Source organism: Neorhizobium sp. 2083, from assembly GCF_031455615.1.
In the GTDB taxonomy this organism is placed as follows: Bacteria; Pseudomonadota; Alphaproteobacteria; order Rhizobiales; family Rhizobiaceae; genus Neorhizobium.
The window spans coordinates 583,931-597,115 of record NZ_JAVDTC010000001.1 but is presented as its reverse complement, the minus strand read 5'-3'; the positions used below and the strand labels follow the sequence as shown (position 1 = coordinate 597,115).

Annotated in this window: 11 protein-coding genes; 7 read left to right on the top strand and 4 right to left on the bottom strand. The window is 64.7% G+C overall.

Going from position 1 to position 13,185, the window contains the following annotated elements:
• Window positions 1–12: 12 nt before the first annotated feature.
• Complete coding sequence (gene mutY / locus J2X76_RS03180; protein ID WP_310213058.1) at window positions 13–1,098, bottom strand: A/G-specific adenine glycosylase; 1,086 nt, start codon at window positions 1,096–1,098, stop codon at window positions 13–15.
• Between the two features lie 87 nt (window positions 1,099–1,185).
• On the opposite strand from mutY, the gene J2X76_RS03175 reads away from it, so the two are divergent.
• The 6 genes from J2X76_RS03175 (at window position 1,186) to J2X76_RS03150 (ending at window position 10,019) form a co-directional block, all read left to right on the top strand.
• Window positions 1,186–1,689, top strand: a complete 504-nt coding sequence (locus J2X76_RS03175) for a DUF721 domain-containing protein (RefSeq protein WP_113130614.1) — start codon at window positions 1,186–1,188, stop codon at window positions 1,687–1,689.
• Window positions 1,690–1,833: 144 nt separating this feature from the next.
• Window positions 1,834–2,538, top strand: a complete 705-nt coding sequence (locus J2X76_RS03170) for a DsbA family protein (protein ID WP_113283673.1) — start codon at window positions 1,834–1,836, stop codon at window positions 2,536–2,538.
• Between the two features lie 36 nt (window positions 2,539–2,574).
• Complete coding sequence (locus tag J2X76_RS03165; protein WP_310213048.1) at window positions 2,575–6,036, top strand: chromosome segregation SMC family protein; 3,462 nt, start codon at window positions 2,575–2,577, stop codon at window positions 6,034–6,036.
• A gap of 444 nt (window positions 6,037–6,480) precedes the next feature.
• Window positions 6,481–9,153: a pyruvate, phosphate dikinase gene (gene ppdK / locus J2X76_RS03160; protein ID WP_310213045.1), complete on the top strand. Its 2,673-nt coding sequence runs from the start codon at window positions 6,481–6,483 to the stop codon at window positions 9,151–9,153.
• Complete coding sequence (locus tag J2X76_RS03155) at window positions 9,150–9,584, top strand: GNAT family N-acetyltransferase (RefSeq protein ID WP_310213042.1); 435 nt, start codon at window positions 9,150–9,152, stop codon at window positions 9,582–9,584. The genes ppdK and J2X76_RS03155 overlap by 4 nt, the downstream gene beginning before the upstream one ends.
• Window positions 9,585–9,659: 75 nt before the next feature.
• On the top strand, window positions 9,660–10,019 hold the full coding sequence (locus J2X76_RS03150) for a VOC family protein (RefSeq protein WP_113130574.1): 360 nt from the start codon (window positions 9,660–9,662) through the stop codon (window positions 10,017–10,019).
• A 95-nt stretch (window positions 10,020–10,114) separates the two neighbouring features.
• Here J2X76_RS03150 and J2X76_RS03145 read toward each other — a convergent pair whose 3' ends face one another.
• Window positions 10,115–10,381, bottom strand: coding sequence for a hypothetical protein (locus tag J2X76_RS03145; RefSeq protein ID WP_310213037.1), 267 nt, complete (start codon window positions 10,379–10,381; stop codon window positions 10,115–10,117).
• Between the two features lie 110 nt (window positions 10,382–10,491).
• On the opposite strand from J2X76_RS03145, the gene J2X76_RS03140 reads away from it, so the two are divergent.
• Window positions 10,492–11,385, top strand: a complete 894-nt coding sequence (locus J2X76_RS03140) for a DUF1499 domain-containing protein (RefSeq protein ID WP_310213034.1) — start codon at window positions 10,492–10,494, stop codon at window positions 11,383–11,385.
• Between the two features lie 101 nt (window positions 11,386–11,486).
• Here the strand turns inward: J2X76_RS03140 and J2X76_RS03135 are convergent, their stop codons facing one another.
• The gene (locus J2X76_RS03135; protein ID WP_113283678.1) at window positions 11,487–12,398 is read right to left on the bottom strand and encodes an MBL fold metallo-hydrolase; all 912 of its coding nucleotides are present in this window, start codon (window positions 12,396–12,398) and stop codon (window positions 11,487–11,489) included.
• A gap of 221 nt (window positions 12,399–12,619) precedes the next feature.
• Window positions 12,620–12,976 carry a hypothetical protein gene (locus J2X76_RS03130; RefSeq protein ID WP_113130577.1) on the bottom strand — a complete coding sequence of 119 codons (357 nt, stop codon included), beginning with the start codon at window positions 12,974–12,976 and terminating at the stop codon, window positions 12,620–12,622.
• Between the last annotated feature and the right edge of the window lie 209 nt (window positions 12,977–13,185).

Sequence of the window (13,185 nt, the reverse complement as noted above, 5' to 3'; positions counted from 1 at the left end):
AAAGCGGCTCTATCAGTTCGGCGTTTTTTCAAAGGCCAGCGGAAGAGCCTGGGTGATGGCTTTTTTCATCACCGTCGGCAAGGCCTGGGCTTCCAGATTCGCGACCGGCTCCCACCATCCGTCGGCAATGGCGATCTTTGCCGTCTTCGCCCGGAAGACCGAAAGCCTGAGTTCGAAATGGGTGAAGACGTGGGCAACGGTGCCTGCCGCTTCCCAGGCTGCCGGGAAGGGGGCATGCTCCGTCGTGGTTCCGCCGTCGATGCGCGAGGTCCAGGCGGTGGTCGGCACTTCGGTCATGCCGCCGAGCAGGCCGCTCTCGACCCGCCGCCTCAAGAGCACTTCGCCCTCGGGCGTCACGGCAACGAACACAGCGCCCAATCGCACCGGCTTCTCCTTCTTCGCCGCCTTCATCGGAAACCGCTCCGGGTCGTGTTCGGCAAAGGCGAGACAGTCATCGCGAAAAGGACAGAGCGCGCAGGTCGGCCGTTTCGGGGTGCAGATCGTCGCGCCCAGATCCATCATCGCCTGCGCGAAATCTCCGGGCCGGTTGGCCGGCGTCAGTTCCGCCACCTTCGCCTTCATGGCCGGTTTCGAGCCCGGAAGCGGCGCGTCGATGGCGTAAAGCCGAGAAATCACCCGCTCGACGTTGCCGTCCATGACGGCCGACTGGCGATTGAAGGCGATCGCCGAGACGGCCGCGGATGTATAGTCCCCGATGCCGGGAAGCGCCCGAAGACCTTCCTCAGTATCGGGAAACACCCCGCCATGCTCGGCGGCCACCGCCTCGGCGCATTTCTTCAGGTTGCGGGCGCGGGCGTAATAACCGAGGCCCGCCCAGGCGGCCATCACGTCCTCGACGGGTGCTGCGGCAAGGTCGGTCACCTTCGGCCAGAGCGTCAGGAACTTGGCGAAATAGGGCTTCACCGCCTGCACCGTGGTCTGCTGCAGCATCACTTCCGACAGCCACACATGATAGGGATCGGCCCGTTTCCCGGCCCTCGCCGCAGCCGGGCTCACCCGCCACGGAAGCTCCCTGTGGTGCCGGTCGTACCAGGTCAGCAGCTTCTGGGCATGGGTGGTGTGGATCGTCTGGAGCATTGTTTGCCGTTATGGGAAGAGATGGCGTATAGTTGTGGGAAGAGTGCGCCGGCATCAAGGCCTGCCGGCGCTTGAATGGCAGGCGTCATGAGTTATCCCAAGAAACGCGAGTTCCAGATCTCGGAAGTGGCGAACGGCATCATCGATCCGGTGCTTGCCCGCCGCGCCGGCATATCGACGGCGCTGCTCGGCTCGTGGGACGAGATCGCCGGCGAGGATTTTGCCGATTGCACGCGGCCGGAAAAGATCGCTTGGCCGCGCCGCGACGAAGGCACCGGTTCCGGCGGCGGCCACCAGGCCGGCGTGCTGACCATTGCCTGCGAGGGTGCGCGCGCGCTTTTCCTGACCCACGCCCAGGGAGAGCTGATCGCCCGTATCAACGGCTTTTTTGGTTTTCCCGCCGTGCGCCAGATCCGCATCGTCCAGAAACCGGTCTCCCAGACCTTCAAGCACCCCCGCAAGCCGCCGCCATTGAAGGGCGAGGCCGCAAAACGGCTGGAAACCATGATGGAAGGCATCGAAAGCGAGGCGCTGAAGAAAGCCGTGACAAGGCTCGGCACCGCCGTCCTGCAGCAGAAGCGCAAGGTCTGAGGAATAAACCCGCCGATCCTCCTGATAGACCTCCGATTTGTCACAATTCTTTGAAGAGATTTGCATATCGACAGCTTGTTCGCGTTGGGGCGCCGCGATACGGAATGTCACCTTTATTGAAGATCTCTCGCACACGGGTGTTCCATGCAGATGAACGAAATGACCATGACCAGGCGCGCGCTTCTCGGCGGAGTGGCTGTCACCGCCCTTTGCCTGGCGCTGCCGCTCGGCGCTTCCGAAGCTTTCGCGCAGGAAATGCCGGAATCGCAGGGCAACGTGGACATGGCGGCTGCGGTGAAGCCGGGTCCGCTGCCGGAAATGGCGCTGGGTGACGAAAATGCCAAGGTCACGATCATCGAATACATGTCGATGACCTGCCCGCATTGCGCCAACTTCCACAACAAGACTTTCGACACGATCAAGACCAAGTATATCGACACCGGCAAGGTGCGCTTCATCATCCGCGAATTCCCGTTCGATCCGGTCGCGACCGCCGCTTTCATGCTTGCCCGCTGCAGCCCGCAGAACGCCGCCGAGCTTGCAACGCCCGCCCAGTATTTCCCGATGGTCTCGATGCTGTTCAAGCAGCAGCGCGGCTGGGCGTCGCCTGCGGACGGAAACGTGCGCAACGCGCTGCTCCAGACGGTCAAAGTCGCAGGTTACTCACAGCAGACTTTCGAGGCCTGCTTGACGAACCAGAAGCTTCTGGATCAAGTGAATGCCGTGGTTAAGAGGGGTGCGGATGAATTTGGCGTCAACTCCACGCCGACCTTCCTGATCAACGGCAAGAAGTATTCGGGAGATATGTCGGTTGAATCCATGTCGAAGCTCATCGACAGCCTGTCGTGAGTGCGCCTTCCCTGACGGGAAGGTGAGGGCCGCGGCATGAAGTTCAACAAGCTGCGGGTTCTCGGATTCAAGTCTTTCGTCGAACCGACGGAATTCGTCATCGAGCGCGGGCTGACCGGTGTGGTCGGCCCGAACGGCTGCGGCAAGTCCAACCTTGTCGAGGCGCTGCGCTGGGTGATGGGGGAAAATTCCTACAAGAACATGCGCGCGTCCGGCATGGACGACGTGATCTTCTCGGGCTCCGGCAACCGCCCGGCCCGCAATACCGCCGAAGTCGGCCTCTATCTCGATAATGCCGACCGCACGGCGCCCGCCGCCTTCAACGATTCCGATGAGATCCAGGTGACGCGCCGCATCGAGCGCGAGTCCGGCTCGGTCTACCGCATCAACGGCAAGGAAGCCCGCGCCAAGGACGTGCAGCTCCTGTTCGCCGATGCCTCGACCGGCGCCCGCTCGCCCTCCATGGTCGGGCAGGGACGTATCGGCGAGCTGATCCAGGCAAAACCCCAGGCCCGCCGCCAGCTTCTCGAAGAAGCGGCCGGCATTTCCGGTCTGCATTCCCGCCGCCACGAGGCGGAACTGCGGCTGCGCGCCGCCGAAGGCAATCTCGAACGTCTCGACGACGTGCTCTCCCAGCTCGAAAGCCAGATCGAGAGCCTGAAACGCCAGGCCCGCCAGGCCAACCGCTTCAAGACCCTGTCCGCCGATATCCGCGCCCGCGAGGCGATGCTCCTGCATATCCGCTGGGTGCAGGCCAAGGAGGCGGAAGGCGAGGCGGAAAGCGCGCTCAATCAGATCACCAGCGTCGTCGCCGAAAAGGCGCAAGCGCAGATGGAGGCCGCCAAGAACCAGGCGGTCGCCAGCCTGAAACTGCCGGAGCTGCGCGAGGAGGAAGCGAAGGCCGGTGCCGCCTTGCAGCGCCTGCAGATCGCCCGCGGCCAGCTGGAGGAGGAGGCGAACCGCCTCCTGAAGCGCCGCGATGAACTGACCCGCAGGCTCGCCCAGCTTGGCGAGGATATCCGCCGCGAGGAACGGCTCGCCGCCGACAATACCGCTTTCCTCGAGAAGCTTGCCGAGGAAGAGGCCGAGCTCAACGACATGCTCGCCGATTCCGGCTCCGAGGCTGAAGAGATGCGCGAGGCCTTCGAGGCCGCCGCGGCGTCGCTGGCGACGAGCGAAGCGCTGTTTTCGGCGATCACCGCCGAACGCGCCGAGGCCGCCGCCGGCCGCAACCAGCTGGAACGGCTGATCCGCGATCTAACCGAGCGCCGCCAGCGCCTCGACCGCCAGCTTGCCGACGCGACGGGCGAGCTCGATGCGATCAACGAGCGGCTGTCCGGCCTCGACGACCCGGCCGAAAAGCGTGAGGCAGTCGAGGCGGCGGAAATCGCCGTCGAGGATGCGACGATCGCCGTCGAGGACGTGGAGGCGGCGCTTTCCGCCGCGCGTTCCGCCGAGCTGACGGCCCGCGGCCCGGTGGAGGCCGCCCGCTCGGCGCTCAATGCGCTGGAGACCGAGGCGCGCACCATCTCGAAAATGCTGGCGGCCGGCGCAACGTCGGGAGATTTCGTCGCGGTTGCCGACATGATCCGCGTCGACCGCGGTTTCGAGGCCGCCCTCGGTGCCGCCCTCGGCGACGATCTCGAAAGCCCGGTCGATGCGTCGGCCCCCACCTACTGGTCGGTGAACGGCGACGGATCCGGCGACCCCGGCCTGCCGCAGGGTGCCCAGCCGCTGATCGCCCATGTCACCGCGCCGCCGGAACTGTCCCGCAGCCTTGCCCAGATCGGCGTGATCGCGCCTGGCGATGCGCATCGCCTCATGCGCCTGTTGCGGCCCGGCCAGCGGCTGGTGACCAGGGAAGGTGCCGTCTATCGCTGGGACGGGCACGTCACCGGCTCCGAGGCTCCGGGTGCCGCTGCGCTCAGGCTTTCCCAGAAGAACCGGCTGTCGGAACTGGAAGCGGAGATTGACGAAGCGCGCATCGTGCTGTCGGAAACCGAAGTGGCGCTCGCCGCCGCCGCGTCCGAAATCACCGCGACGGAACGGCGCCTCGCGGATGCCCGCGACCGCGCCCGAATTGCCGCCCGTCAGCTTTCCGAAGCCCGCGATGCGCTGGCCGCCGCCGAACGTGCCGCCGGCGACCTGATGCGCCGCCGCGACGTCGCCGGCGAAGCGGTGAACCAAGTGACCGCCCAGATCGAGGATCTCGGCGTCCAGGAAGAAAATGCCCGCATCGAGCTCGAAGACGCGCCGGACATTTCCCACCTCGACAACCGGCTGCGCGACCAGCAGGCGGTGGTCGCGACCGATCGCGGCTTGCTGGCCGAAGCGCGTGCCCGTTACGAGGGACTGAGCCGCGAAACCGAGGCCCGCAAGCGGCGGCTTGCGGCGATCGCCCAGGAGCGGGCTTCCTGGTCCGCCCGCGCCGCCAGTGCCGCCCATCAGATCGAGAGCCTGCGCGAGCGCGAGGAAGAGGCCCGCGAGGAGATCGCCGATCTCGAAGCCGCGCCCGAGGAGTTCGACGACAAACGCCGCGCGCTGCTTTCCGAGTTGCAGAAGGCCGAAGAGGCCCGCCGCGCCGCCGCAGACCGGCTGGCGGAAGCCGAAACCTATCAGCGCGACGCCGACCGGATCGCCACCGTCGCCCTGTCCGAACTCGCCGAGTCGCGTGAAAAGCGCGGCCGTGCCGAGGAGCGTCTGGTTTCTGCCGCCGAAAAGCGCCACGAGAGCGAGGTCCGCATCCGCGAGACCCTCAATGTCGCGCCCCATGAAGTGCTGCGGCTCGCGGGCCTCAAGCCCGACGCGCCGATGCCCGATATCCGCGAGATCGAGCGCGAGGTCGATCGCCTGCGCATGGAGCGGGAACGGCTCGGTGCCGTCAACCTGCGCGCAGACGAGGAACAGACGGAGCTCTCCAACAAGCTCGACACCCTGATGCGCGAGCGCGCCGACGTGATCGATGCGATCCGCAAGCTGCGCGGTGCCATCCAGAGCCTCAACCGCGAAGGCCGCGAACGGTTGCTGGCCGCCTTCGACGTGGTCAACGAGCAGTTCAAGCGGCTTTTCACCCATCTCTTCGGCGGCGGCACGGCGGAACTGCAGCTGATCGAATCGGACGACCCGCTCGAAGCCGGCCTCGAAATCCTCGCCCGCCCGCCCGGCAAGAAGCCGCAGACCATGACGCTACTCTCCGGCGGCGAGCAGGCGCTGACGGCGATGGCGCTGATCTTTGCCGTCTTCCTCACCAATCCGGCGCCGATCTGCGTGCTGGACGAAGTGGATGCGCCGCTTGATGACCACAATGTGGAGCGCTATTGCAACCTGATGGACGAGATGGCGGCTTCCACCGAAACCCGCTTCATCATCATCACTCACAATCCCATCACCATGGCGCGCATGAACCGGCTTTTTGGGGTGACGATGGCCGAACAGGGCGTTTCCCAGCTGGTTTCCGTCGACCTTCAGACCGCAGAACTTCTGCGCGAGGCGAGTTGAGCATAGGGGGTTCGGCCGGGGGCTAAGGCCCCGCCGGCAGCATTCCAGGCAATTATTTGACAAATATCAATTTTTAGCCGCGTATCCTGTATATAAAATTCCCTGTCATCTACGTAGAATCACCCATATGGGGGATGTAATTTTCCAGCTATTGTTATCTTCTTGATGCAGAATTGGAACGCGCGTAGCGTCCACACGCTTCGCAGCCAACAGTTGATGTTTCCCACCCCCCGTTCGGGTTTCCTGTCCCGGGCGGAAAGCTTTGCGGGGCCGCCTGTGATCCGGCCCCGCAAAGCTTTGTTTTTTAAGCACCCTCCAGCCCGTTTCTTAACTGCTTGAGGCTGTTTCTGTTGCGGCGCAACATAATCCTGCCCAGATCCGTTTCCAAACCGTCATAAAGCTTGTACTTATGGCGTAAAAGACTGCGACGGGTGGAGAGCAGCAATGTCGAAATGGGTCTATCGCTTCGGCGGCGGCGAGGCGGAGGGCCGCGCCGCAGATGTCGAGCGGCTGGGCGGCAAGGGCGCCAATCTCGCCGAGATGGCAAGCCTCGGCCTGCCTGTTCCTCCGGGACTGACCATCGTCGCCGATGCCTGCGTTTTCTATTTCAAGAACGGCAGAACGCTTCCCGACGACCTGAAGGATCAGGTCCTTGAAGGCATTGCCGTCATGGAGGGCCAGACCGGCCGCGTCTTCGGCGGCAAGGTGAAGCCGCTCCTGCTGTCGGTGCGCTCCGGCGCCCGCGCTTCGATGCCGGGCATGATGGACACGGTGCTGAACCTCGGCCTCAACGACGAGACCGTGCAGGCGCTCGGCCACGACGCCGGCGACGCGCGCTTTGCCTGGGACAGTTATCGCCGTTTCATCCAGATGTATGCCGATGTGGTCATGGGGCTCGACAACGAGGTCTTCGAGGAGATCCTCGAAGACGAGAAGGCCCGCCTCGGGCACGACTACGATACGGACCTTTCCGCCGTCGAATGGCAGCATGTCGTCGGACTCTACAAGAAGATGATCGAGGAGGAGCTTGGCAGCAGCTTCCCGCAGGATCCGCATGTGCAGCTCTGGGGTGCCATTCGCGCCGTCTTCTCGAGCTGGATGAACCCGCGCGCCATGACCTACCGCACGCTTCACCGCATCCCCGAGGAATGGGGTACGGCGGTCAACGTCCAGACCATGGTGTTCGGCAATCTCGGCTCGTCCTCCGCAACCGGCGTCGCCTTCACCCGCAATCCCTCGACCGGCGAAAAGGCACTCTACGGCGAGTTCCTGGTCAATGCGCAAGGGGAGGATGTCGTTGCCGGCATCCGCACCCCGCAATCGATCACCGAGGAAGGGCGCATCGCCTCGGGCTCCGACAAGCCGTCGATGGAAAAGCTGATGCCCGAGGCGTTTGCCGAGTTCAAGGTGATCTGCGACCGGCTGGAAGCGCATTATCGCGATATGCAGGACCTCGAATTCACCATCGAGCGCGGCAAGCTGTGGATGCTGCAGACCCGTTCGGGCAAGCGCACCACCCGCGCGGCGATGAAGATCGCCGTCGATATGGTGGAGGAGGGCGTGATCACCGAGGAGGAGGCCGTCTGCCGCATCGAGCCGCCCTCGCTCGACCAGCTTCTCCACCCGACCATCGATCCGCGCGTCGAACGCCATGTGGTCGGTTCCGGCCTGCCGGCCTCCCCGGGAGCTGCGACCGGCGAGATCGTCTTTACCGCCGAGGAGGCGGTCGAGGCGGAGCATGAAGGCCGCAAGGTCATCCTGGTGCGCATCGAAACGAGCCCCGAGGATATCCACGGCATGCATGCCGCAGAGGGCATCCTGACCACCCGCGGCGGCATGACCAGCCATGCGGCAGTTGTCGCCCGCGGCATGGGCATACCTTGCGTCGTCGGCGCCGGTTCCATGCGCGTCGACATGCGCAACGAACTCCTGATCGGAAGCGGTGGCGTGACGCTGAAGCGCGGCGACACGATCACCATCGACGGTTCCTCCGGCCAGGTGCTGAAGGGCGCCGTGCCGATGATCCAGCCGGCGCTGTCGGGAGATTTCGGCAAGCTGATGGCCTGGGCCGACAAGACCCGCCGCATGACGGTGCGCACCAATGCCGACACCCCGCAGGACGCCCGCGCCGCGCGCTCCTTCGGGGCCGAAGGCATCGGGCTTTGCCGCACCGAGCACATGTTCTTCGAGGGCGACCGCATCCATGTGATGCGCGAGATGATCCTTGCCGAGGACGAGAAGGGCCGCCGCGCCGCGCTGGCTAAACTCCTGCCGATGCAGCGTTCCGACTTCATCGAGCTGTTTTCGATCATGCACGGCCTGCCGGTGACCATCCGCCTGCTCGACCCGCCGCTGCACGAATTCCTGCCGAAGACCGAAGGCGAGATCGCCGAGGTCGCCAAGGCGATGGCGATGCCGCCGGCCTTCCTCGCCCGGCGCATCGATGCAATCCACGAATTCAACCCGATGCTTGGCCATCGCGGCTGCCGGCTGGCGATTTCCTATCCGGAGATCGCCGAAATGCAGACGCGCGCCATTTTCGAGGCGGCGGTCGAGGCCGGCAAGCAGACAGGCGAACCAGTCGAGCTGGAAATCATGGTTCCGCTCGTCAGCCTGCGCAAGGAACTCGACTATGTGAAGGGCGTCATCGACCGTGTCGCCGAGGATGTCGCCAAGGAAACCGGCGTGCCGATCGCCTATCTCGCCGGCACGATGATCGAGCTGCCGCGCGCCGCGATCCGCGCCCATGTGATCGCGGAGACGGCCGAATTTTTCTCCTTCGGCACCAACGACCTCACCCAGACGACCTTCGGCATGTCGCGCGACGATGCCGCCGCCTTCATCCCGACTTACCAGAAGAAGGGCATACTCGAGCACGATCCGTTCATCTCGCTCGATTTCGACGGCGTCGGCGAACTGATCCAGATGGCGGCGGAACGCGGCCGCCGCACCCGCAACGACCTGAAGCTCGGCATCTGCGGCGAACACGGCGGCGACCCGACTTCGATCCGCTTCTGCGAACACGCCGATCTCGACTACGTCTCCTGCTCGCCCTTCCGCGTGCCCATCGCCCGCCTTGCGGCAGCCCAGGCGGCGATCGAAAGGAGGAATTCATGAGCAATCCGGTCACCGTTCTCGCCGTCCCCGTTTTCAGCACGCTCTGCAACGAAGGGTTCCGCCTGCGCCGGGAGGTCTTCATCGTCGAGCAGAACGTTCCGGCCGACATGGAATTCGATGCCGACGATCTGACCGCCTTCCACTTCGTGGCCGTCGTCGCCGGCGAGGTCTGCGGCACGCTGCGGGTCATCCATGCGAAAGATTGCGCTAAGATCGGCCGTGTCGCGGTCACCAGGCCCTGGCGCGGCAAGGGCGTTGCCAGCGCCATGATCCGCGCCGCCATGGAGGCGCATGCGCAAGCCCGCGAGAACCGCTTCCATCTCGCCGCCCAGAGCGACAAGATCTCCATGTACGAACGCTTCGGTTTCAAGGCTTATGGCGATGAGTATTTCGATGTCGGCATCCCCCATTACGACATGAAGAATTTCTGAGCCTCCATTCTTTCCTCACGCACCTGCGCCGTCGTGTTATGCTCGCCACAGACGTGAGACAAAGGGGAGGGGCAGATGCCGCGCTTGGACCACGTGACGATCCGCACCCGCGATGCGGTGCCGATGATGGCGTTCCTCGAGAAGGTGCTGGGCGCAAAGGAAGGGTTTCGGCCGCCATTCCCTTTCCCGGGCCACTGGCTTTATATCGACGGCCATTCCTGCATTCACCTGCTGGTCACCCGGCGGGAAGACGATCCTCCGGTCGGCATCTACGACCACGTGGCTTTCGCCTTTTACGACCACGATATCGCCGTCAGGGACATCGAAGCGACCGGTTATCGCTTCGAACACGACGCCATACCCGGCACCGATATCGGTCAGATCTTCGTCTACGGTCCGGAAGGCGTGAAGATCGAGCTGCAATACCGCCGGTAACCGCACAAGCCTTCGTCTTCGGACCTTGATATGCCTTACGGCTGTTCGAGGGCCGCCCCCGTCTTCGGGATGCCGTCCTTTGGCGTCGCGCCGTGTCAGCGCCGCTCGACGATCACCCGGCGTTCCACCACCATCGGCCGCCACATCATCGCATCGGTACGAGATTGCAAGGAGCGGGATTCGGCGCGGCGGTCGAGTTCGATGTCGAGCATGCAGCGCGCCATGGCATCCGTGCCGCGCCGGAAGCCGTAGCTGGCGCAGGTGGTCTCGTCCGCCACGCGGCGCTCCTCCGGCGTCATGGTCTGGCAACCGGCCAGCAGGGCGAAAAGCGGGGCGATGAGGAGTAGACTGTGAGGGCGCATGGGCATGAACTCCTTTTCATTCGGCCGGCCTGCAAGCTTGGGATTCCATTCCCGGTGAAGCTGTTTTACACAGGAGCAAGCGCTTTTGCCATGGAGCCTTTACCGATCCGATGCCCGTCCGTTTTGTCCGGCCCGTTTCCCATTCGGCCTATACGGCCCGCAGGCTGGCCTTCTCGGCGCTGGCGCTGTTCGTCATCGCCGCGCTCGCGCATCGTTTCGGACCCCTGGCAACGCCGGATTTCCTGGCCCTGCTGTTTCTCTCGGCGGCGATCGCCGCCGTTTCCGTGCCCCTGTCGCTGATCGGCCTGATGCGGCTCTGGCAGGTCGGTGCAAGCGGCGGCGTCGCGGCGACCAAGGGGCTGATCTATGCGGCGGTCCCGCTCGCCGTGGTGGCGACCGGCGCCTTCTATTATTACACCCTGCCGGCCCTTCACGACATTTCAACCGATATCGCCGATCCGCCTTCCTGGGTCGCGGCGCCGAAGGCCAACCAGAAATGGCTGCCCCGCCCGGCGGCGATCACGGCTGCCGATCGGCGGGTCCAGTTCGGCGCCTATCCAGGCCTCACCGGCAGGCGTTACGAAGGCGCCCTCGACCGCGTCTATCAGGGCGTGCAGAAGGCGGTGCTTTCGGCCCGTATCTCGATCACCAGGAAGGAAGGCGTCGAGCTGATCGCCCCGGATATCTCGCAGCGACCCGCGCCGCAGGATGAACAGGCGCCGGTGCCGGACGTGGCGCCGATCCCGCTGCCGCGACCGGAACCCTCGCTTGCGCCTGTTTTCGCCAATGCCGGCGATGTCCTCTTGCAGGGCGAGACCCGCACCCTGATCCTCGGCTTGCGTTTCGACCTCGTCATCCGGCTGCGCGAAGATGCTGAGACGACCTCGGTCGATATCCGCGTCGCCTCGCGTTACGGGCCGCATGATCTCGGAATGGGTGAGGCGATCGCCGAGGACTTTCTCGACCGGCTGGATACCGAATTGCTGGGGATTGCGGGGAATTAGGGCATGTCGCGCAAAAGTGTGCAGCCGTTTTGCGACAGCGACATGCGGAGAAACCGAAGACCTGAAACGGGTCATGCGAATCCGAAGGATCGCGGCACGCTTCAGGCCGCCCAATAAACGCCGGCCAGCGAAGGCGGGCCTTCGGTCAGCACGCGGCCCTTTTCGACTAGGTCTTCGAGATGCGCGAGCACCGAAAGGGCTGCCGCCCCGTGCAGGCGCGGATCGGTGCTGGCATAGATCACCTTGACCATCTCCGGGATCAGCCGGTCGCCGGCCTTGATCCGCTCCAGCACGGCGCGTTCGCGCATGCGGCGATGGGTGCGAAGCCCCCGCAGGAACGAGCCCGGCTCCCTCACCGGCCCGCCATGTCCGGGCAGGAAGATCCGGTCCTCGCGCGGCAGCAGCTTGTCGATCGAGGTCATGAAATCGGCCATCGATCCGTCCGGCGGTGCGACGATCGTCGTCGCCCAGGCCATCACGTGATCGGCGGAGAAGAGGATGCCGGTCCCCTCGAGCCCGAAGGCCGAATGGTTGGCGGTATGGCCGGGCGTATGGATGGCCGACAGCGCCCAGCCGTCGCCCTCGATCACCTGGCCGTCGGCGACCGCGATATCGGGGACGAAACCGGTGTCGGCGCTTTCGGCGAACGGATTGACTTCGCCGGCATGCAGCGGCCGCGAAGCCCGGTGCGGCCCTTCGGCGACGGTGGTCGCGCCGGTCTCCTGCTTCAGCCGCCGGGCGAGCGGGGAATGGTCGCGATGCGTGTGGCTGACGAAGATATGGGTGACCTCGCGGCCCTTGAGCGCCGCCATCAGCGCCTGGAAATGCGCCTCGTCCTCTGGGCCGGGATCGATGACCGCGACCGACGAGCCGCCGACGATATAGGTATTGGTGCCGTGAAAGGTAAACGGCGAGGGGTTGTTGACGGTCAGGCGCTGAACGCCTTCGGCCACGCCGACCGGCACGCCATAGGAGGGGGTGAATTCCATGTCGAAGGTAATGTCTTCTGCCATGCCGGACCTCCGCGCCTGATGCGATCTCGATGGACGACGCTCGCGGCAGTGCCGGTTTTGCGCCAGGCGCCCGATCGCATCGATACGCCTTTCAGGGCGCCGCAGAGATCTAGCACCGCTTTCGCTGCGCTGCATTCAAAAACGGCTGCCGGCCGTCGCCCGGTCGGGCGGCAGCCGGCGGCTTTGATGATCTGGGTCCGCGTCTGCGGGCTCGGTCGGGCTCAGCCGGCGGTCAGCAGTTCCGTGCAGTAGCTCGGGCCGGTGGCGCCCGGACGGTCGGAGACGATGGTGATGTCGCGGATCACGTAGCTCGAGGAGACGGTGATCTTCGCCGTGCAGCTGACGCTGGCGGTGCGGCCGTCCTGCAGCTTGATGCGCTTGTAGCCGCCGCGCCAGTTGTAGATGGTCGTCGAGCCGTCGTCGGTGTCGCTGATCGGCGGGCTGAATTTCGCGAAGAACTCGCCGGCCGAGTGACCTACCCAGCGGCTCTCGATCGGATTGCTGGCAACGCTGACGGTGGTGCAGGCCGAAAGGGCGAGCGCGAAAAGGGCGGTCGATGCGATGGCGCGGCGGCTCATGATCCTGAAAAATCCTTCATGTCTTCTGTTGTGCCCCGCAGGCAAAGCTTCGAGGCAAGGTTTTCGAGACTGCACGTAACAGATTTTTGTCACGCTTCGCGAGACGATAGGCGGCCATCGACATCAAATTTCTTCTGCGCCGCTTTTTTGCAACGCCCTGATTTTCCGGCTTTTCGACGGGAGCGCGTCGATGATCGCAACGCTGTCGC

Excerpts from the sequence above, each read along its gene's own strand:
- mutY (WP_310213058.1), bottom strand. The coding sequence starts at position 1,098 with ATGCTCCAGACGATCCACACCACCCATGCCCAGAAGCTGCTGACCTGG.
- J2X76_RS03175 (WP_113130614.1), top strand. The coding sequence starts at position 1,186 with ATGAGTTATCCCAAGAAACGCGAGTTCCAGATCTCGGAAGTGGCGAAC.
- J2X76_RS03170 (WP_113283673.1), top strand. The coding sequence starts at position 1,834 with ATGCAGATGAACGAAATGACCATGACCAGGCGCGCGCTTCTCGGCGGA.
- J2X76_RS03165 (WP_310213048.1), top strand. The coding sequence starts at position 2,575 with ATGAAGTTCAACAAGCTGCGGGTTCTCGGATTCAAGTCTTTCGTCGAA.
- ppdK (WP_310213045.1), top strand. The coding sequence starts at position 6,481 with ATGTCGAAATGGGTCTATCGCTTCGGCGGCGGCGAGGCGGAGGGCCGC.
- J2X76_RS03155 (WP_310213042.1), top strand. The coding sequence starts at position 9,150 with ATGAGCAATCCGGTCACCGTTCTCGCCGTCCCCGTTTTCAGCACGCTC.
- J2X76_RS03150 (WP_113130574.1), top strand. The coding sequence starts at position 9,660 with ATGCCGCGCTTGGACCACGTGACGATCCGCACCCGCGATGCGGTGCCG.
- J2X76_RS03145 (WP_310213037.1), bottom strand. The coding sequence starts at position 10,381 with ATGCGCCCTCACAGTCTACTCCTCATCGCCCCGCTTTTCGCCCTGCTG.
- J2X76_RS03140 (WP_310213034.1), top strand. The coding sequence starts at position 10,492 with ATGCCCGTCCGTTTTGTCCGGCCCGTTTCCCATTCGGCCTATACGGCC.
- J2X76_RS03135 (WP_113283678.1), bottom strand. The coding sequence starts at position 12,398 with ATGGCAGAAGACATTACCTTCGACATGGAATTCACCCCCTCCTATGGC.
- J2X76_RS03130 (WP_113130577.1), bottom strand. The coding sequence starts at position 12,976 with ATGAGCCGCCGCGCCATCGCATCGACCGCCCTTTTCGCGCTCGCCCTT.